Below are 16179 nucleotides of genomic sequence, written 5' to 3'. Positions count from 1 at the left end.
ACGAAAACCCTCGCTCGCCAGGAATGGAAGCGGGGGTTTTCCCGTTTTGCCAGTTCCGCCTGCGTTCTACCGCATTTTTCCTGCTCATATATTGAAGGGATGTGAGCAGCCCAAAGGAGGGTGAGCGGATGGAGGAGCAACTGGCCCGTTATTACGAGCTGAAGGAGATGCAAAAAAAGGTGGAGGGTGAGCTGGGCGAGCTGCGCAGCAAGCTGCTGGAGAGCTGTCAGGATGCCGACGGCTTCGAGGCAGGGGCATACAAGATGACGGTTACGTACCAGGAGCGCCGCGAATACAACGATGACCGGCTGTACAACGCGCTGCCGGACCCGTCGCTCTGGCGGCTGATGTCAAAGGCGGATACCGGGAAGATCAACAGCTTGCTGAAGCTAAGCATCATCCAGGAAAAGTGGCTGGCGGGCACCTACGAGACGAAACAGATTCCCGTGCTGCGGGTGCAAAAGCGGTAGAGCCTGCCGTATTCAAACAGAGAAGGAGTGGGGCTGTCTCAAAAGTCATTTTCTGATTTTTGCAGCCCCATTTTTTTGTCAAAATAACGTCAAAAACGATCATCCCGCCCCACTTTTGTTAGTGAAACGGGATGTTTTTCGGTTTGTTTTTGGGCTTAAGTCGCTTGGAGTTAACCTTTTGGGACAGCCCTCTTTTTTATGCTGTCAAGCGTGTACAGGATGCTTGATCCGTACGAGTGCAGCACAGTGAGGGGTGAAGCAGCTGCCAGGTTCCCGGTCAAAAAGAAAAACCTGTTGAAGGATGCTCAACAGGTCCCGGAGACTTAGCCCATATGCTTTTTGTACATCCACAGCTGGCCGCTCTTGATGACGCGAGCCATTTGCCCCACGAGCGAAACTTTTCCCATGCTGGCAAATCCTTCCTTTTTCCCAAGGGAGCCAAGGAAGCCTTTGTGCTTGAGCGGAGGCAGGGAAGCCGGATACTCTTCGCCTTTGATGTCTTTTTTCAGCATCATGGCAATTTGTTCGCCCTGCAGTTCAGCCGTCTGAGCGCTCGGTGCGATGATGGTGCTCGCACAGTCGCCTACGACGTATACGTTCGGATGGGATGGAATTTGATGGTATTGGTTCAATTTGGCGCGGCCAATGTTGTCTGTCTCGATCGGCAATGCGCGCACGATCCGGTTCGCCTGAATACCGGCGGTCCATACGATGACATCGCTCTCGACAGGCTGGTTGTGATTGTACACGACGCCTGGTTCGACGCCCGTCACGTTGGCCATGGAGATGAGCTGGACGTCATGCTCGATAAACCATTGCGAGGCATACTCCTGCAGCTTTTTCGGGAACGGACTTAAAATGCTCTGTCCGCGGTCCACGATCCGTACATTCAGGTCTGGACGGCTCTCGCGAAGCTCTGCCGCCATTTCGACACCGCTCAGTCCGCCGCCTACAACCGTTACGGTTCCATACGGATTGACATTGTTAATGGCCGAATAAGTGCTACGGGTAGCTCCCATGGATTGGATGGAGCAGGTATACTTGTCCGCGCCAGGGATATCGTGGTATCGATCCTCACAGCCCAAGCCAATGACGAGCCAGTCGTAGGAAATGGTGTCCCCGTTGGAAAAATTCACTATCTGCTCGTCCATATCCAAACCGGTAACATCCCCGTATTTGATCGTCAGGCGGGGATCACTGGGAAAATTGACGCGCAAGTGAGACTCCGGTGTTGTCCCTGCGGCCAGAGCGTAGTACTCTGTTTTCAAGCCGTGAAAAGGCATCCGGTCCACGAGGGTAATAAACACGTCATCTGGTAAATCAGGGGACAGGACTCGCTCAATAATACGAAGACCCCCGTATCCTCCACCAAGGATCACAAGTCGTTTCATAGAAGGTCTAGTCCTTTCTTCTGTCCGTTTTATACAGCACCCATTCTATTTTTAGTCTCTTTCGCCAAAAATGCAAGCAGAATCTTTTCCCGTTTTCCCCGTGGATTTTTGCAGAAGACGCGGTACAATTAAGAGCGTGACGAAGTCGAAGTATCGGTAGGTGAAGGAAATGAAGCCATTGATAGAATTTTGCGCGAGCAACGTTTCTTCCTATTCTCAAAAGGTCGTCGATGCACTGGAAAACGATCCTGACCTGGACGTGGACGTGCTGGAATACGGTTGTCTGGGCTATTGCGGCGAGTGTTACATGAAGCCGTTTGCGCTGGTCAACGGAAAGCTGGTGCAGGCCGAGACGGCGGATGAGCTGCTGGCCATGATCAAAAGCAAAATTCGCGAGGAAGAGGACGACCTGCCAGAGCTGGACTTCCCGCTGTAGGAGCTTCCTTCTCTTACTATGTACTATGTTCAACTCGTCTCGGCGAAACACATGGGGGCTGTTTCACATACAACTGCCAATTTCGTCTCGGGCTTTCATCAAAATAAAACAACCTTGGCTCGGTGAAATACCTGCCAAGGTTGTTTATGCTTCAGACTGCCTGTGAGTTTGAATGTTGTCTGCCTGACGAGGGCAAGAACGTCTTGCGAGCGTCAGCTTCTGTATTTTTGCGCGAGGCAAAAATCAGTGTTCTTTCAGGACGTTGTAGAACGTGTCGCGTTCCAGGGCGCGTTTGCCGGCGCCTTTGATCAGCCAGACCAGCTCGTCGACGGTCAGGGCTTGCTGCGTCAGGGCGCCGGCGGAGTGGCTGATGCGTTCCTCGATGAGGGTACCGTGGACGTCGGACATTCCCATGGTCAGGGAAATTTGCGTCAGCTGGGTACCGATGTTGATGAAGTACGCTTTGATGTGCGGGAAATTGTCCAGCATCAGACGGCTGATCGCCATCGTCTTCAGGTCGTCGATCGCCGAGTTGCGGCGTTTGATGCCGGCTGTTGCTTTGATCGGCTGTACAGCGAGCGGGATGAAGACCAGGAAGCCGCTTGTTTCATCCTGCAGCTCGCGCAGGCGGAGCATATGGATGACGCGCTCTTCCAAGGTCTCGATCGATCCGTACAGCATGGTGGAGTGCGTTTTCAGTCCGAGCTGGTGAGCGGTGCGGTGTACTTGCAGGTACATGTCCGTGCTCGCCTTTTCCGGGCTCATTTTCATGCGGTAGCGCTCGGTCAAAATCTCTGCGCCGCCGCCCGTCAGGCTCTCCAGACCGGCTTTCATCAATTCTTTCAACACGTCTTCGATCGACAGACCGGAGATGCGGGAGAAGAACTCGATTTCTGCGCCCGTATACGATTTGATGGTCACGTCCGGATACGCTTTTTTGAGCGTGCGAATCGTATCGACGTAGTATTCAAACGGCATGTGCTGGTTGTGCCCGCCGACGACGTGGAACTCGCGGATGCCGGGATGGTAGCGCGTTTCCACGTAGTGCAGCAGCTCTTCGGTGTTCATCGTGTATGCGCCGTCTTCGTCCTTGTCGCGCCTAAAGCCGCAGAATCGGCAGTGCGCCTCACAGACGTTGGTCGGGTTGATGTACATGTTTTGAATAAAATAAACATTGTCGCCGTTTTTTCGCTGGTTGACGATATTGGCGAGCTGACCGATTGTCAACAAATCGTGGGAATTGAACAGGGTGACACCGTCTTCCAGGGTGAGGCGTTCGCCGTGCTCGACTTTTTCGGCGATGCGGGCGAGCGATTTGTCTTGGATGGCAAGCGTTTCAAGCGCCATACCAAACACTTCCTTTCTGAAGTCATATCATTGAGATGGTTCGTGAGGTTCGTCCAATTTGGCCAGAGCGAGTACGTTCTTGGGTTGGAGTAAGCTCTGAAACAGGAAGATGGCCCCTTGGATCGGCGGCGCATCGGTGCCTGTTTGACCGCACGAAACCTTTGCGGAGGATTCGACGGCAACAGGCACATATCGGGCAACAAGGCACCTATATTATAAACCTCTTGAAGGGTGGGAACAATAACATAAGTTCGCCAACTCTTGGCTGTAAAAATATAGCAATTGCCGACGAAAAACTGCGTGCAAACAGGAGAAAGTGGAATTTTTGTTTGCTAAATCAACGGTAATCTTGTAAAATATAGGCATATTTTCCTGATCTACTATTGGGAGGAGCTTCAAATGCGGGACGTTTTGCTCGAAAAAATCGAACTCCTTCGACAGCGTATGGTAAATACGGGGACACAGTTTGGGTTGGATCATCCAGAAGTCCTGGAATACAGTATCCAGATTGATCAACTGCACAACGAACTGAACCAAATCGATCATAGTCTGTCTAAGGCTGGTTCCAGCAAGAATCCGTATCGTTTCTATCTTCTTGAAAACAAGGCATTTTTTGCATAGGGAGGGGGGACCCTTCTTTTTTTGTGTAGTTGACTGCATCCAGCCGGGCAGCGCACGGAAGTCGCTGCCAAGGGCTTTGCCCGACGCGGCATCCGGGCAGAACGGGAGCGGAAAGTGCACGGGAACCTTGTAGGCGATGATGAAGGTTATGTATACTAAGAGTTACGAAGGATGCAAGGTATAGCCTGTAAAGGAGGAACGAAGCATGATTACATTGACAGAGCGTGCCGGCTTGAAGGTAAAAGAAATGCTGGCGGCTGAAAATAAACCGAACCTGTTCCTGCGTGTCGGGGTCAGACCGGGCGGTTGCAGCGGCTTCACCTACGGCATGGGCTGGGACGAGGAAATGAAGGAAGGCGACGAGACCTTTGAACAGCACGGCGTAAAGATCGTTGTCGACAAAGACAGCTATCCATATATCAAAGGAACCGAGATTGACTACAAGGAATCCATGATGGGCGGAGGTTTCTCCATCGAAAACCCGAATGCGATTGCTTCCTGTGGCTGCGGCTCGTCATTCAGGACGGCTCTGGCCGAGGGCAAAGCGGAGAAATGCGACGACTAAACGGCAATTGGAGTGAAACGGCAGTTGAGAAAGGCAACCTCTGTGGCTAGCGCGTCGAGCCATGGAGGTTTTTTGTTTGCAGCTTTTTCCTGTTCTTTGTATCGTTTTCTTGTCTTTCCACGTATTTACATTCAGCTGGCTGATCGCTGCACGCGAAGGGCCTGTTTTTTTGAATACACAGCAAGGAGTGGACCGGAATGGAATCGGGGGCAAAGAGAGCGGCAAACGGCCAGGGCTGGCTGTTGATCGGCTCGTTGGGAACGGGCATCATAGGGGATTACCTGTTTTACGGCAAGGCTTTCGGCATCTCCTACCCGTTGTTTGTAGGAGCGCTGTACGCCTTGTTTTTCTGGCAGGCCAGGCGGCAGCTCGGTCTGTCCTTTGCGCGGGAGCAGGCGTTTGCGTGGCTGTTGACGCTGCCAGTGTCTTTGCTCGCATTGACCTTTTTTCTGTACGACAATTCGTTCTTTCATTTGCTGAATTTCGCGATCGTCCCGTTTCTGCTGGTCGCGCAGACGATGCTGCTGACGGGCAGGCATAAATGGAAGGGACTGATCTGGGACATGGCGGAGGTGCTGTTGCTCCATACGGTTAAACATACGCGCATCCCGTTTGTCCTCTTGCGCGAAAAAATAAAAAGCCGGGTCGACCGGGCGAAATACGGCGTAGCCGTCAAGGTGTTGACAGGGATCGGCATTTCCCTGCCGATCCTCCTCGTGGTGCTGACGCTGCTGTCGCAGGCAGACGGGGTGTTTGGGCACTTTCTCGCCGAGATTCCGCGCATGCTGTTCGACTGGGACACGGCGGAGCTGCTCTTTCGCCTGCTTTTGATCGGGCTGCTGGCGCTCGTGACCTTTGGCTATCTGTACACGCTGCTGTCCCCGCGAGAGCAAGCGGCAGTGCCGCCTGTCCAGGATCAGCCGCAAGAGAAGAAGATCGCGTGGGACGGCGTGATTCTCGTCACCATCCTGACGATCATCAACATCGTGTATGCCGCCTTTACCGTGATTCAGATCTCGTATCTGTTCGGCGGAGCGCAGACGGTGCTGCCGGACGGCATGACGTATGCGGAATACGCGAAAAAAGGGTTTGGCGAGCTGGTCATGGTGACGATTATCAACTTTATTTTGCTGGTCAGCTTTATGTACCTCGCCTCGCGAGCGCAGCGGCTGGTCTACCGGATCGTCCAGGGGATGCTAAGCCTTTTGACCGTCTGCACGGGCTTCATGCTGGTCTCCGCCTACTTCCGTCTCTCGCTGTACGAGGAAGCGTACGGCTACACGCATACGCGGCTGCTGGCGCACGCCTTCATGATCTTTTTGTTCGTGCTGTTCGTGATTGCCTTCCTGAAAATTTGGCGCAGCGGCTTTTCGCTGGGGAAGGCTTGCGGCGTGGCGGGAATCGTCGCCTATGTCGTGCTGAACTACGCCAATATGGATGCCATGATCGCGGAGAACAACATTCAGCGCTATCACGAAAAAGGACAACTCGACCTCGCCTACTTGGCCGAGCTGTCCAGCGATGCAGTACCGGCCATCATGACGCTGCAGGCGGACCCGGCCGTCGGAAAGAGACTGGTGTACCTGCTGCAGGAAAAACGGGAAGCCTTGCAGCGAGAGGAGAGCTGGCAGTCCTTTAACGTAGCGAGATACGTGGCGAAAACCTATTTGCAGTGAGCAGAGGCGGGCAGCAAGCATAGGGGAAATTGGCAAGGGGGAGGGACGATGGGCAGGGGGGCTGCGGTAAAGCGGCCACCGATCAGGCTTTTCCGAACGATGCAGAAAAAGGGTGAGAAATTCGGACATGAGTAGTGCGTCTCTCTTTATTCTCATAAGTCTCATTAGTGTCGCTGCCGGTGTGTATCTGGCTTTTCACACGCTGTACGCAAAGACCACTACGGTACATTTGACCGTGCCCCGGATGCCGACATTGACCTTGATCCACCTGTCCGATCTGCATGGGCGCACGAAGTTTCTCAACGGCAGGCTGCATCGGCTCGTCAACCGCTGGAAGCCGGATGTCATCTGCGTGACTGGCGACCTGGCGCAAAACAGGGGACAACTGGCCTCTGTCATGGCTGAAATGGCGAAGCTAGAGTCGCGGCAAGGGGTATACTTTGTCCCCGGCAATTACGAACGGGAGGAAGTGAGCGGAGGACGGAAGCGCAGGTATACTGCGGAGGAGTACGCCGCCTGCAAAAAGCAGTGGCAAGCGCAGATGCAGGTCCTCGAAAACGAGGCGTGCTTCGTGCAAGTCGGGGAGGCGCGGCTTTGCCTGTATGGCTTCGACAACTCCACGTACGGCAATGAGCGATTCGATGCCTGCTCGCAGCATAAGCCCGCAGACTGCACGGTTCTGCTCGCCCATTCCCCCAAGATTATTTCACTCATCCGGGAAAAAGACATTCATGCCGATCTGCTGCTCACCGGCCATACGCATGGCGGTCAGATCAGGCTGTTCGGAAAGACGCTCGGTGCGTACAAGCATTTTCATATCGGCCAGCGGACAGACGAACGAGTCGGGCTGTTTGCCATCAGCAGGGGGCTTGGGACGTCGCGGCTGCCGCTGCGCCTGAACTGCTTTCCGGAGATCACCGTCTACCTGCTCAATCATCCATAGCCAAACGCCCTACCGGACAGCAGCTTCGAGGGCGTTCTTTCTATAATAAACAGGGATTCGTTTAGGCGGACGGCTTGATCTCGGCCGGAATCGGGCAGACGTACGATCGTCCAGCCAGACGTTCTTGCAGTTCGGCGTTAGCCAATTCGTCACCATTCAGTCACGATTCAGTCACAGATTCCCAGATTCTGGACTGCAAACTTTCAGTAAAATGAAAGTGTAGATAACAGAAGAAAGAAGGGGTCTTGATGACGAAAAAGTGGGGATTGCTAGTTTCTGCGGTTGCCGTATCCGCGATGCTCATGACTGCATGCGGCGGCGAAAGCAAGGATCAGGCAGCAAGCGGTTCCAGCACTGCCTCGGCTCCGGCTGCAACAACGGGTACAGCGATCAATATTGAGGCGAGCAACTGGAAATTTAACCAGGATACATTTGAAGTGAAGGCGGGCGAAGAGTTCACCGTCAACTTCAAATCGGCAGAGGGCTTCCACGGCATCGCTATTGAAGGAACGGATTTGGAGATTCAGAAAGAAGGAAGCAAAACGTTGAAAATCGACAAGCCAGGCGAGTATAAAATCTACTGCAACGTGATCTGCGGTCCCGATCACGGCAACATGGTCGCCAAGCTCGTCGTAAAATAAACCGGTTCACACCGAATTTGCAAGATCACGAAGACACTTTGGCCTGCAGCGCGGGTCAAGGTGTTTTTCATTTTTCCGCGGGACATACTACGACAGTATGATCATACGATCAGGAGGAATGAAGAACAATGGCCAAGCACAACAACAAGGACAAACGACCGACAGAGGCATCGGCAGGCTCGCGCAGCACGCCGCCCAACACGGGGGAAAATACGGGGCATAACTTGCGGAAAGAAAACAAGTAAGGAAGCAATACAAAAAGCGCGGCGGCGAGAACATGCGAAAAAAGGTTCTTGCCAGCCACGCTTTCTATATATGATGAGGAACTTTTCCGAATGTATCCTCGATCTCTCATGCAGATTCCCGGCTTTCTTCCTGCCCGGCCAGCTCTTTTGCAGATGCCTTGCCGTTCAAGTAGTCGATGTAGGGCTGGTGATAGCGCTCTTCAGCCGCGTTTTGGCTTGCGGAGCTTTTTTTGTATTCCTCGACAGAGAGCAGAGGAGAGAAGGAATAGCTGTCGGATACGAACTTCCATTCCTTGTCGCTCTTTTCGCTCATCAGTTGATTCAGCTTCGCCAGTGCTTCGCGATACTTCGCTTCGAGCTCATGCAGGGTCTCTTTCGCGTCTTCGCTGGAGCTGCGAGCCCACTCTCGCACCTTGACGTACTTGTTCTGCACGTCCAGCTTCTCTTTGGATGCAACAACGGCGAAGTACGCTTTGCAGACATCGAGTCGAACGGCGTTTTCTTGTATTTTCCAGGTTGCTTCCGCGACTTTATAGTCTCTGATGGCATCAGCGGCCGTCTCGTATTTCGCTTTGGCACTGTCCAGGGATGTGATGGAATCGATCTTGATGGCATTCGTGTCGTTCAGGGTCAGGCGGGTCGTGTAATAGGCGGATTCAGAATCGAGCCGAAGCAGTCTTATGTCGATGTTGTTGTCAATCGCCTTTTGAACAGCATGTTTCAGCGTCAATTCAGAAATGGCCTGCGGGGTGACCGCGACGATCACGCAAAAATTTTTCGGATCACGAAATACATATTTTCCCTTTGGAGGGAGCAACATAAAAGGGGATGCTTGCGCAAAACCTTCAAAGGCTCCGCTCAAGGCAGGGCAAGTTCACAAGTTAGGAGAGGGTGGCCCTGGATAAAAAACGCTATTACATCACGCTGCAGAGCGGGACGACCGTCGCGGAAATCCGCGATGAAAAAGGCTCGTCCACCTACGATTTTGAAATTGAGGCAACCGATGTGGAAGTCGGTATGCTGCGTGACCTGATGAACAACTGCGTGCACGGAGATTTCATGATGTGGATGCACGGACATACTCTCTGGTCGGACATGCCGGACAGGGACAACGACGAATACGACGACAATTTGCGCGCGATCTACCAGATCATTTACCGGCACGGCACCCCCAAGACGAAGCAGGATCTCGAACAGATGGGGCTGGTCAAGCTGCTTGGGCTGGATCGGGAGGAGCTGCGCCCTTTTTAGGCAGCGATCCAGATAAGTGAAGTGAATTACACATTTTTCCACATTTCTTCAACAACCGTGCCACAATCCGTGGACACACTTTCGGAGGAAAGCGGCGCAGCAGGCTGGCCGTTTTCCTCTCACGCACATCGGAAAAGGAGTGAACAGCATGAAGCATTGGAAAAAAGGAATGGTGGCGACGGCTCTGGTCGTCGGATTGGCGGTGCCGGCCAGCGTTCAGGCAGCGGGAAGCCCGATCGTTTTGGAGAACAGCACCGCTCACGCCCACCCGGATCACGGGCAATGGCACGAAAAGATGCGGTACGGCATGCACATGGACGCCCACCAGCGGATGTACATGACGCTGCTTGCGGAAAAGTACACGCCAGGCAGCGTAGGGGAGTGGCAGGCCGTGTTCAAGGAGCGGGAAAAACTGCTGGAGCAGCTGCGGGCCGCGCGTGAGGCAGCGAGCGAAGAAAAAATGCAGATGAGATCCAGGCTAAGAGAGCAGGTCAAAAATGGAGAAATCACCAGCGAGCAGATGGAGCAGAAATACAAGGAGTGGAAGGAAAAAAATCGCGGGAGCCAGGATCAGGCAGGAGAAAAGGAAAACAGGCAGGCCTTGAGGGAAAAGTTCAGGCAGGTGCACGAGGAATTCGACGCCGCGATTGCCTCCGGGGATGCCGCCAGGATCAGTGGGGTGCTGCCCAAGCTGCTGGAACAGATGAAGGCCAAAAACGAATGGCTGGCGAAAAAGCTGGCGGAGAAGAAAAAATAAGCAACGACAAAAGGACGTGTCATTCGTACGCGTCCTTTTGTGCGTCGACCATCTGCAAAGTCCATTCTTTGACTGCCACTGCCTGCATTGTGCGGCATTGCGAACACCAGCCTGCGTGCATGCACTGATGCTGCTGGCGATCAGGATAGCCGTTGTCCAGCTTGGCGTCGTCAATCTCCCGGTACGGACTGTAGTCCCCGTACAAGTCGTACAACCTCCCCCCGTCATCCAGCCGCTTGCCGCAGCGCGAGCAATGCTGGACAAAGGCCGCCAGCCCGTTGCAGACCGGGCAAAGGTGATCCATGACATCCCCTCCCCAGGCAAACTGCATGTCCTTTCTACTGTGTGCAACGAGCAGGGCGAGTATGCAGGGGGGCCGGGGCAGGAAAAGATTGCTCGGGAAGACGGCCAAAAATCGCCGCTTTTTCGCCCCAACCTCAGGAGCCGGCCTGATGCCAACAAAAAAAGCACGGGAAATCTCCCGTGCTTTCGCCTGAATGGTCAAACTTTATGCTTTGAAATTGTCCATACTAGAAGAGTGCCCAGGCTGCAGTTTCGCATCCGGATTGAAGTAGCTCACTGCATTGTTCACGGCAGTCGGCGCCTCGCCAAAGCCCACCGCGATCAGCTTCACCTTGCCGGGATAGGTCGCGATGTCCCCGGCCGCGAAAATGCCCGGGATGTTCGTTTCCATCCGGCTGTCGACCACGATTGCCCCTTTTTCCAGCTCCAGTCCCCAGTTTTTGATCGGACCGAGAGAGGAGATGAAGCCAAAGTTCACGATGACCGCATCGACCTCCAGTTCCCGCTCTTCTTTGGTCGTGCAGTTGGAGAGCGTGATGCGCTCGATTTTGTCATCGCCGTGCAGCGCCGCGACTTCATAGGGGGTTATGACGTTGACTTTCGATTGCATCAGCATGTCGACGCTGTGCTCATGGGCGCGGAATTTGTCTCTGCGGTGGATGAGGTGGACTTCTTTTGCGATTGGTTCGAGCATCAGCGACCAGTCCAGGGCAGAATCGCCTCCGCCGAAGACGGCGACGCGCTGGCCCTTGAAGGAATTCAGGTCGGTAACAAAGTAGTGCAAGTTGGATTTTTCGTACTTGACGGCATCTGGATGTTCGAGTTTGCGCGGTTCAAAAGCGCCTACGCCGGCTGTCACAATCACAGCCTTGGAGTAGTGGATGCCTTTGTCTGTCGTAATCTCAAAGACCTCGTCCGCTTTTTTGACGACGTTCTCTACCTTTTCTTCGAGGCAGATGGTTTGCTGAAAGCGAGAAATCTGATCTTTCAGATTATTGATCAGATCTTGAGCCAAAATCTTCGGGAATCCGGCTACATCGTATATGTATTTCTCCGGATAAAGAGCAGACAACTGCCCGCCGAGCTGGGGCATGCTCTCGATAATTTTTACGCTCGCCTGACGCATTCCGCCGTAGAACGCGGTGAACAAGCCGGCTGGTCCGCCTCCAATGATTGTGATGTCGTAGATTTGCTCATCCTTTTGCAGAAAATTCAATCCAAAGCACCTCCTAAAATAGTCTGAACCAACACATCCCTCATTATACAGATACTCTCTTTTGAAAAAAAGCGGAGAAAATTCGGTCAATGGGTAAAAAAACCTTGCAAATCGGGGCAGCACTGGATAAGATGATGGTAACTGTTAAGAAATCGACACATTTCCCTGACCTTTGTGCATTTTTTCACAGGTTCAGCATCGCTCGTAACTCCTGACAGGGCATACTTTCCGAAACGAAACGCATCCGGGTTTGGGGTATCTTATCTAGTATAAGTGCAACCAAAACTTCGTCAATGGCTGGCGAAGCCGATTTTCCCATATCAGACCACGTGAAATTTCGCACAAACCTCCTGCATGTTCAATTACCATTACCATGACGAATGGAAGGGATACCATGAGCACACCCAAAATCCTCATCCTTGGCGCCGGATACGGAGGCCTGCTCACCACGTTGCAACTGCAAAAAAAGCTGAATTACAACGAAGCGGAAGTAACCTTGGTCAACAAGCACAACTACCATTACATTACGACCTGGCTGCATGAGCCTGCGGCGGGGACGGCTTCGGCTGACCACGCCCGCGTAGACCTGGACAGGATCATTGACGAGGATAAAGTGAATTTCATCAAAGGAACGGTACAGTCCATCCAGCCCGAGGAGCAGACGGTGACGCTTGCGAGCGGCGAAATCCTCTCCTACGATTACCTCGTGATCGGCCTTGGCAGCGAGCCGGAGACGTTCGGCATCGAAGGGCTGAAGGAGCATGCGTTCAGCATCCGCAGCATCAACGCGGTGCGCAACATCCGCGAGCACATCTCGTACATGTTCTCCAAATTCAAAAACGAGCCGCATCGCACGGATTACGTCACCTTCGTAGTCGGCGGGGCCGGCTTTACCGGCATCGAGTTCTGCGGCGAACTGGGCGATCGTCTGCCGGAACTGTGCGCAGAGTTTGACGTCGACCCGAGCGTCGTGAAAGTGTATTGCATCGAAGCCGCTCCTACGGCATTGCCTGGCTTTGATCCGGAGCTGGTCAGCTATGCGATGGACGTCCTCGGCAAAAAGGGAATCGAGTTCAAGATCGGAACCCCGATCAAGCAGTGCACGCCGGATGGTGTCCTGCTCGCGACCGGAGAAGAAATCAAGACCAAGACGGTGATCTGGGCGGCAGGCGTGCGCGGCAACAGCATCGTGGAAAACGCCGGCTTTGAAGTCATGCGCGGCCGCGTCAAAGTAGATGAATATTTGCGCGCGCCCGGTTACGAAAATGTTTTCGTCGTCGGCGACTGCGCCCTGATCTTCAACGAAGAAGGACGCCCGTATCCCCCGACGGCGCAAATCGCGGTGCAGGAAGGCGAGGCACTCGGTGAAAACCTTGTCGCCCTGATTCGTCAAGAGCCGGTCCAAAAGTTTACGCCGCATCTTCAGGGCACGCTCGCTTCTCTCGGAAAAGGTGAGGGCATCGGTCAGGTCGGCGGGAAGAAAGTCTTTGGCAGCACGGCAGCCATGCTGAAAAAGGCAAGCGACCTGCGGTATCTGTACAAAATCGGCGGCATCGGGCTCGCCTTGAAGAAAGTGAAGCTGTAGCCATGAGACATGCGAGTGTTCAAGTCAGAGGGCTGCTGACCCGAGAAGAGATGGAGCGCTACAACGCCTTGATGGAAGTGGGCGGCTACCTGGAGGAGCAGGGCCGCCACGACCTCGCCTGGCATGTGCAGCGCGAAATAGACATCCTGATTCTCCCTGCCATCGAGCGGCTCAAGGAAAAAGGGCGGGAGCGGGATCGGGAAAATCTCCGCTACATGATCGACAACGGACTTTTGGACGACGACGACGAGTAAATCGTTTTGACCCCTTGGTGACACGCCGGGGGTCATTCATTTTTCAGCTTCGGATCAGCCAGGATGCTCGTCTGCGGACCAAACGTATGACATCGATTCGGTCTTTCCGTACACCTCCTGCAAGATTTGTAAGGAATTGTGCGAAAAATGCAGATAAACCGCGATGTTTCCGCTTACATAACGGTTTTTTCTGCTTTTTCAATCGGAAATTAAATTGTGCAACAGGTGGTTTTTTTGATAAAGTTAGACACATCAAAATAATCAGAAAATAAATTCAATTATTTCCAGCGCAAGCAAGATCGGAGGGGGAGATCACCATGAGAAAAAAGCAAGAGCAATGCCCGTACTGTAATGGCCAAGGATATTTTCAACTGATCCTGGGAGGAACGGAAAATTGCCCGAACTGCGAAGGGGCCGGGACTCATCATCAGGAGAAGCCCGCCAATGCAGGCAACCAATAAATCAACAAATACGACGTACAGAAGCCGGATGCGACAGCGCACCGGCTTTTTGCTGTGAGCAGCGTCCCGACGCTTTTCGCCAATCCGCCAGACCGGCATGGCCGTATTGACCTGTCCGGCCGCTTTCGGCTACACTGAAGTTTGATAATAGCCATCTTTTTCATCGTGTATGGGCTGATGAGCGAGACAGGCAGGAGGGCGTAAGATCGATGAGCTTGCTTCAGTTTGTAGTTTCCATTGTGCTTTTTACCGTGCTCGGTTTTGGCATCGGCTTTATTTTAAACATGATCTTGAAGACGACGTGGTTTCCGGTCGTGATCGCTTTTGGTGTAGTGGTAGGGGCGCTGGTCTATCAAAAAGTGGTTCCGGGCATCTGGGACGCGGTCATTCTCGGCTGCGGGATGGCAGGAACGGTAGGTTCCGGCTGGACTATCCAGACGCTGCGCAAAAAAGGCTATCGCATGTTTTAAGACAGTAGGGAGAGTGCTTCGGATGCAGGCGACTGCGGAGGGAGCGCTCTTTTTTTATTCTGAATGGAAAAGATTCTTGTCCATTGCAACGGCAGATGGGGTTTCGCCAAAAGACTTGGTGCAGCCAGGTTTTCTGGTGCTGGTCAGCAGCGGTTGATTGCGCCGGCAGGCCAGCCGAAATATACTTGCCGGGTTCTCTGTAATGTGATATCAAAAAAGTAGAATTTATTTGAAAAGGATGATAACTTAAAAAATAGCGGGTGTACATCCCGCTGGATTGCCACTATTGGAGAAGATGGCAAGTGGAACAGCACGTGGTTGAAGAGAAAGGGAGGACTATCCGATGGACTATCGTTTCGCCGATCGAGTCAAGCAATTCAAGACTTCCGCTATTTCCGAGACAACCGAAATCATTCGCCGCGGGAAAAACGTCATTTCCTTTGCGGGCGGCTTTCCGAATAACCAATACTTTCCTGATGAAGCATTGCAGCGGGCTTTCGAGCAAGTATTTGCCTCCGGAAGCGGCGCCCTGCAGTACGGGATGATCCAGGGATACTTGCCATTGCGGGAGGCAATCGGCGTTAAGATGAGCAAAAATGAAATCGCTTCCAAACCGGAGGACATTCTGGTCACGACCGGTTCGCAGCAAGCGATCGACCTGGTGAGTCGCATTATGCTCTCGGCTGGCGATGTCGTCCTGACGGAGAACCCTACGTTTTTGGCGGCGCTGCAGGCGTTTTCCTCCTACGAGGCGAAGGTCGTGCCGGTAGAAGGGGATCAGGACGGCATGTTCCCCGAAGACCTGGAAGAAAAATTGCAAAGATACAAACCAAAGTTCATATACGTCGTGCCGACATTTTCCAATCCGGACGGAAAAGTGTGGAGCGAAGCGAGGCGGCAGGCGTTGCTCGAACTTGCTTATCGATACGATACGCTCATTTTGGAGGACGATCCGTACGGGGACATCCAGTTTCGACCCGAGGAGCGCTACACGCCGCTGATCGCCCTCGATCGGCAGCGGACACATGTGCTGTATACGAGCACCTTTTCCAAATCGGTCGTGCCTGCGATCCGTACGGGGTGGATTACCGGACCTGGGCAGATCATCCGGCTGCTGACGCAGATCAAGGAAGCTGCCGATCTGATGTCCAGCTCTATCGACCAGCAGGCGCTGTATTACTTGCTGCGGGACTTTGATCTGGACGCACATGTCCGGATGCTTGGCACGCGCTATCGGGAGCATATGCAGACGATGCAGAGCTACCTGAAGCAGCTGGACCCAGCCACTGTATCGTGGATAGAGCCAAAGGGCGGGATGTTCCTGTGGGTCAAGCTGGGCGAGCAGGTCGATGCGACGGCCCTGCTGGCAAAAGCGGTAGAGCAGGGCGTAGCGTTCATACCGGGTGCGCCCTTCTACGTGGAAAATCCGCAGCGGAACACCATTCGCATGAACTTCACGCAAATGTCTCCGCAAGAGATCGCCACCGGGATGGAGCGGCTGGTCAAGGTGCTCGGGCAGGAGCAGCGGGAATAAAGGCACGGGAGGG

20 protein-coding genes are annotated in these 16179 nt (G+C 53.5%); 15 read left to right on the top strand and 5 right to left on the bottom strand.

Annotated elements, in window-relative coordinates; all coding sequences use genetic code 11:
- Window positions 1-128: 128 nt before the first annotated feature.
- Window positions 129-470: a hypothetical protein gene (locus ACFSO0_RS10510; RefSeq protein WP_376879755.1), complete on the top strand. Its 342-nt coding sequence runs from the start codon at window positions 129-131 to the stop codon at window positions 468-470.
- A 323-nt stretch (window positions 471-793) separates the two neighbouring features.
- On the opposite strand, the gene ACFSO0_RS10505 is transcribed toward ACFSO0_RS10510, so the two are convergent.
- A complete protein-coding gene (locus ACFSO0_RS10505) occupies window positions 794-1861 on the bottom strand; it encodes an NAD(P)/FAD-dependent oxidoreductase (RefSeq protein WP_376879752.1) in 1068 nt (355 codons plus the stop codon).
- A 169-nt stretch (window positions 1862-2030) separates the two neighbouring features.
- Between ACFSO0_RS10505 and ACFSO0_RS10500 the strand changes: the two genes are divergently transcribed.
- Window positions 2031-2297: a DUF1450 domain-containing protein gene (locus ACFSO0_RS10500; protein ID WP_376879750.1), complete on the top strand. Its 267-nt coding sequence runs from the start codon at window positions 2031-2033 to the stop codon at window positions 2295-2297.
- Window positions 2298-2540: 243 nt separating this feature from the next.
- Here the strand turns inward: ACFSO0_RS10500 and mqnE are convergent, their stop codons facing one another.
- Complete coding sequence (mqnE, locus tag ACFSO0_RS10495; protein ID WP_376879747.1) at window positions 2541-3644, bottom strand: aminofutalosine synthase MqnE; 1104 nt, start codon at window positions 3642-3644, stop codon at window positions 2541-2543.
- Between the two features lie 399 nt (window positions 3645-4043).
- On the opposite strand from mqnE, the gene ACFSO0_RS10490 reads away from it, so the two are divergent.
- The 5 genes from ACFSO0_RS10490 (at window position 4044) to ACFSO0_RS10470 (ending at window position 8090) form a co-directional block, all read left to right on the top strand.
- Window positions 4044-4265 carry a Spo0E family sporulation regulatory protein-aspartic acid phosphatase gene (locus ACFSO0_RS10490; RefSeq protein WP_376879745.1) on the top strand — a complete coding sequence of 74 codons (222 nt, stop codon included), beginning with the start codon at window positions 4044-4046 and terminating at the stop codon, window positions 4263-4265.
- A 205-nt stretch (window positions 4266-4470) separates the two neighbouring features.
- Window positions 4471-4830, top strand: coding sequence for an iron-sulfur cluster insertion protein ErpA (erpA, locus tag ACFSO0_RS10485; RefSeq protein WP_376879742.1), 360 nt, complete (start codon window positions 4471-4473; stop codon window positions 4828-4830).
- A 197-nt stretch (window positions 4831-5027) separates the two neighbouring features.
- Entirely contained in the window at window positions 5028-6506 is a 1479-nt protein-coding gene (locus ACFSO0_RS10480; protein WP_376879740.1) for a DUF4153 domain-containing protein, read from the top strand.
- A gap of 127 nt (window positions 6507-6633) precedes the next feature.
- Window positions 6634-7449, top strand: coding sequence for a metallophosphoesterase (locus ACFSO0_RS10475; RefSeq protein ID WP_376879738.1), 816 nt, complete (start codon window positions 6634-6636; stop codon window positions 7447-7449).
- A gap of 248 nt (window positions 7450-7697) precedes the next feature.
- On the top strand, window positions 7698-8090 hold the full coding sequence (locus ACFSO0_RS10470; RefSeq protein WP_376879736.1) for a cupredoxin domain-containing protein: 393 nt from the start codon (window positions 7698-7700) through the stop codon (window positions 8088-8090).
- Between the two features lie 351 nt (window positions 8091-8441).
- Here ACFSO0_RS10470 and ACFSO0_RS10465 read toward each other — a convergent pair whose 3' ends face one another.
- Window positions 8442-9101, bottom strand: coding sequence for a TolC family protein (locus ACFSO0_RS10465; RefSeq protein ID WP_376879733.1), 660 nt, complete (start codon window positions 9099-9101; stop codon window positions 8442-8444).
- Window positions 9102-9226: 125 nt separating this feature from the next.
- Between ACFSO0_RS10465 and ACFSO0_RS10460 the strand changes: the two genes are divergently transcribed.
- Both ACFSO0_RS10460 and ACFSO0_RS10455 read left to right on the top strand, forming a co-directional pair.
- Window positions 9227-9586 (top strand): hypothetical protein, encoded by a 360-nt coding sequence (locus tag ACFSO0_RS10460; protein ID WP_376879731.1) that lies wholly within the window; start codon window positions 9227-9229, stop codon window positions 9584-9586.
- A gap of 148 nt (window positions 9587-9734) precedes the next feature.
- Window positions 9735-10343, top strand: a complete 609-nt coding sequence (locus ACFSO0_RS10455; RefSeq protein ID WP_376879729.1) for a hypothetical protein — start codon at window positions 9735-9737, stop codon at window positions 10341-10343.
- 19 nt (window positions 10344-10362) lie between these two features.
- Here the strand turns inward: ACFSO0_RS10455 and ACFSO0_RS10450 are convergent, their stop codons facing one another.
- Window positions 10363-10647, bottom strand: a complete 285-nt coding sequence (locus ACFSO0_RS10450) for a hypothetical protein (protein ID WP_376879727.1) — start codon at window positions 10645-10647, stop codon at window positions 10363-10365.
- Window positions 10648-10851: 204 nt separating this feature from the next.
- Complete coding sequence (locus ACFSO0_RS10445) at window positions 10852-11862, bottom strand: NAD(P)/FAD-dependent oxidoreductase (RefSeq protein WP_376879725.1); 1011 nt, start codon at window positions 11860-11862, stop codon at window positions 10852-10854.
- A 394-nt stretch (window positions 11863-12256) separates the two neighbouring features.
- Between ACFSO0_RS10445 and ACFSO0_RS10440 the strand changes: the two genes are divergently transcribed.
- The 6 genes from ACFSO0_RS10440 (at window position 12257) to ACFSO0_RS10415 (ending at window position 16166) form a co-directional block, all read left to right on the top strand.
- The gene (locus ACFSO0_RS10440) at window positions 12257-13447 is read left to right on the top strand and encodes an NAD(P)/FAD-dependent oxidoreductase (RefSeq protein WP_376879722.1); all 1191 of its coding nucleotides are present in this window, start codon (window positions 12257-12259) and stop codon (window positions 13445-13447) included.
- 2 nt (window positions 13448-13449) lie between these two features.
- Window positions 13450-13701 carry a hypothetical protein gene (locus ACFSO0_RS10435; RefSeq protein ID WP_376879719.1) on the top strand — a complete coding sequence of 84 codons (252 nt, stop codon included), beginning with the start codon at window positions 13450-13452 and terminating at the stop codon, window positions 13699-13701.
- A 317-nt stretch (window positions 13702-14018) separates the two neighbouring features.
- Window positions 14019-14162, top strand: a complete 144-nt coding sequence (locus tag ACFSO0_RS10430; protein WP_376879717.1) for a YuiA family protein — start codon at window positions 14019-14021, stop codon at window positions 14160-14162.
- 209 nt (window positions 14163-14371) lie between these two features.
- Window positions 14372-14632, top strand: a complete 261-nt coding sequence (locus ACFSO0_RS10425) for a YuiB family protein (RefSeq protein WP_376879714.1) — start codon at window positions 14372-14374, stop codon at window positions 14630-14632.
- Between the two features lie 22 nt (window positions 14633-14654).
- Entirely contained in the window at window positions 14655-14789 is a 135-nt protein-coding gene (locus ACFSO0_RS10420) for a hypothetical protein (RefSeq protein WP_376879712.1), read from the top strand.
- A 186-nt stretch (window positions 14790-14975) separates the two neighbouring features.
- A complete protein-coding gene (locus tag ACFSO0_RS10415) occupies window positions 14976-16166 on the top strand; it encodes an aminotransferase-like domain-containing protein (RefSeq protein WP_376879710.1) in 1191 nt (396 codons plus the stop codon).
- The last annotated feature ends 13 nt before the right edge of the window (window positions 16167-16179 follow it).

The sequence above is a fragment of the Brevibacillus sp. GCM10020057 genome, assembly GCF_042683565.1.
Classification (GTDB): Bacteria; Bacillota; Bacilli; order Brevibacillales; family Brevibacillaceae; genus Brevibacillus.
The sequence above is the reverse complement of the archived record's forward strand: the minus strand, read 5'-3'. Positions and strand labels throughout refer to the sequence as shown.

Coding starts and splice junctions, on each gene's coding strand:
- ACFSO0_RS10510 (WP_376879755.1), top strand. CDS start 129: ATGGAGGAGCAACTGGCCCGTTATTACGAGCTGAAGGAGATGCAAAAA.
- ACFSO0_RS10505 (WP_376879752.1), bottom strand. CDS start 1,861: ATGAAACGACTTGTGATCCTTGGTGGAGGATACGGGGGTCTTCGTATT.
- ACFSO0_RS10500 (WP_376879750.1), top strand. CDS start 2,031: ATGAAGCCATTGATAGAATTTTGCGCGAGCAACGTTTCTTCCTATTCT.
- mqnE (WP_376879747.1), bottom strand. CDS start 3,644: ATGGCGCTTGAAACGCTTGCCATCCAAGACAAATCGCTCGCCCGCATC.
- ACFSO0_RS10490 (WP_376879745.1), top strand. CDS start 4,044: ATGCGGGACGTTTTGCTCGAAAAAATCGAACTCCTTCGACAGCGTATG.
- erpA (WP_376879742.1), top strand. CDS start 4,471: ATGATTACATTGACAGAGCGTGCCGGCTTGAAGGTAAAAGAAATGCTG.
- ACFSO0_RS10480 (WP_376879740.1), top strand. CDS start 5,028: ATGGAATCGGGGGCAAAGAGAGCGGCAAACGGCCAGGGCTGGCTGTTG.
- ACFSO0_RS10475 (WP_376879738.1), top strand. CDS start 6,634: ATGAGTAGTGCGTCTCTCTTTATTCTCATAAGTCTCATTAGTGTCGCT.
- ACFSO0_RS10470 (WP_376879736.1), top strand. CDS start 7,698: ATGACGAAAAAGTGGGGATTGCTAGTTTCTGCGGTTGCCGTATCCGCG.
- ACFSO0_RS10455 (WP_376879729.1), top strand. CDS start 9,735: ATGAAGCATTGGAAAAAAGGAATGGTGGCGACGGCTCTGGTCGTCGGA.
- ACFSO0_RS10450 (WP_376879727.1), bottom strand. CDS start 10,647: ATGGATCACCTTTGCCCGGTCTGCAACGGGCTGGCGGCCTTTGTCCAG.
- ACFSO0_RS10440 (WP_376879722.1), top strand. CDS start 12,257: ATGAGCACACCCAAAATCCTCATCCTTGGCGCCGGATACGGAGGCCTG.
- ACFSO0_RS10435 (WP_376879719.1), top strand. CDS start 13,450: ATGAGACATGCGAGTGTTCAAGTCAGAGGGCTGCTGACCCGAGAAGAG.
- ACFSO0_RS10430 (WP_376879717.1), top strand. CDS start 14,019: ATGAGAAAAAAGCAAGAGCAATGCCCGTACTGTAATGGCCAAGGATAT.
- ACFSO0_RS10425 (WP_376879714.1), top strand. CDS start 14,372: ATGAGCTTGCTTCAGTTTGTAGTTTCCATTGTGCTTTTTACCGTGCTC.
- ACFSO0_RS10420 (WP_376879712.1), top strand. CDS start 14,655: ATGCAGGCGACTGCGGAGGGAGCGCTCTTTTTTTATTCTGAATGGAAA.
- ACFSO0_RS10415 (WP_376879710.1), top strand. CDS start 14,976: ATGGACTATCGTTTCGCCGATCGAGTCAAGCAATTCAAGACTTCCGCT.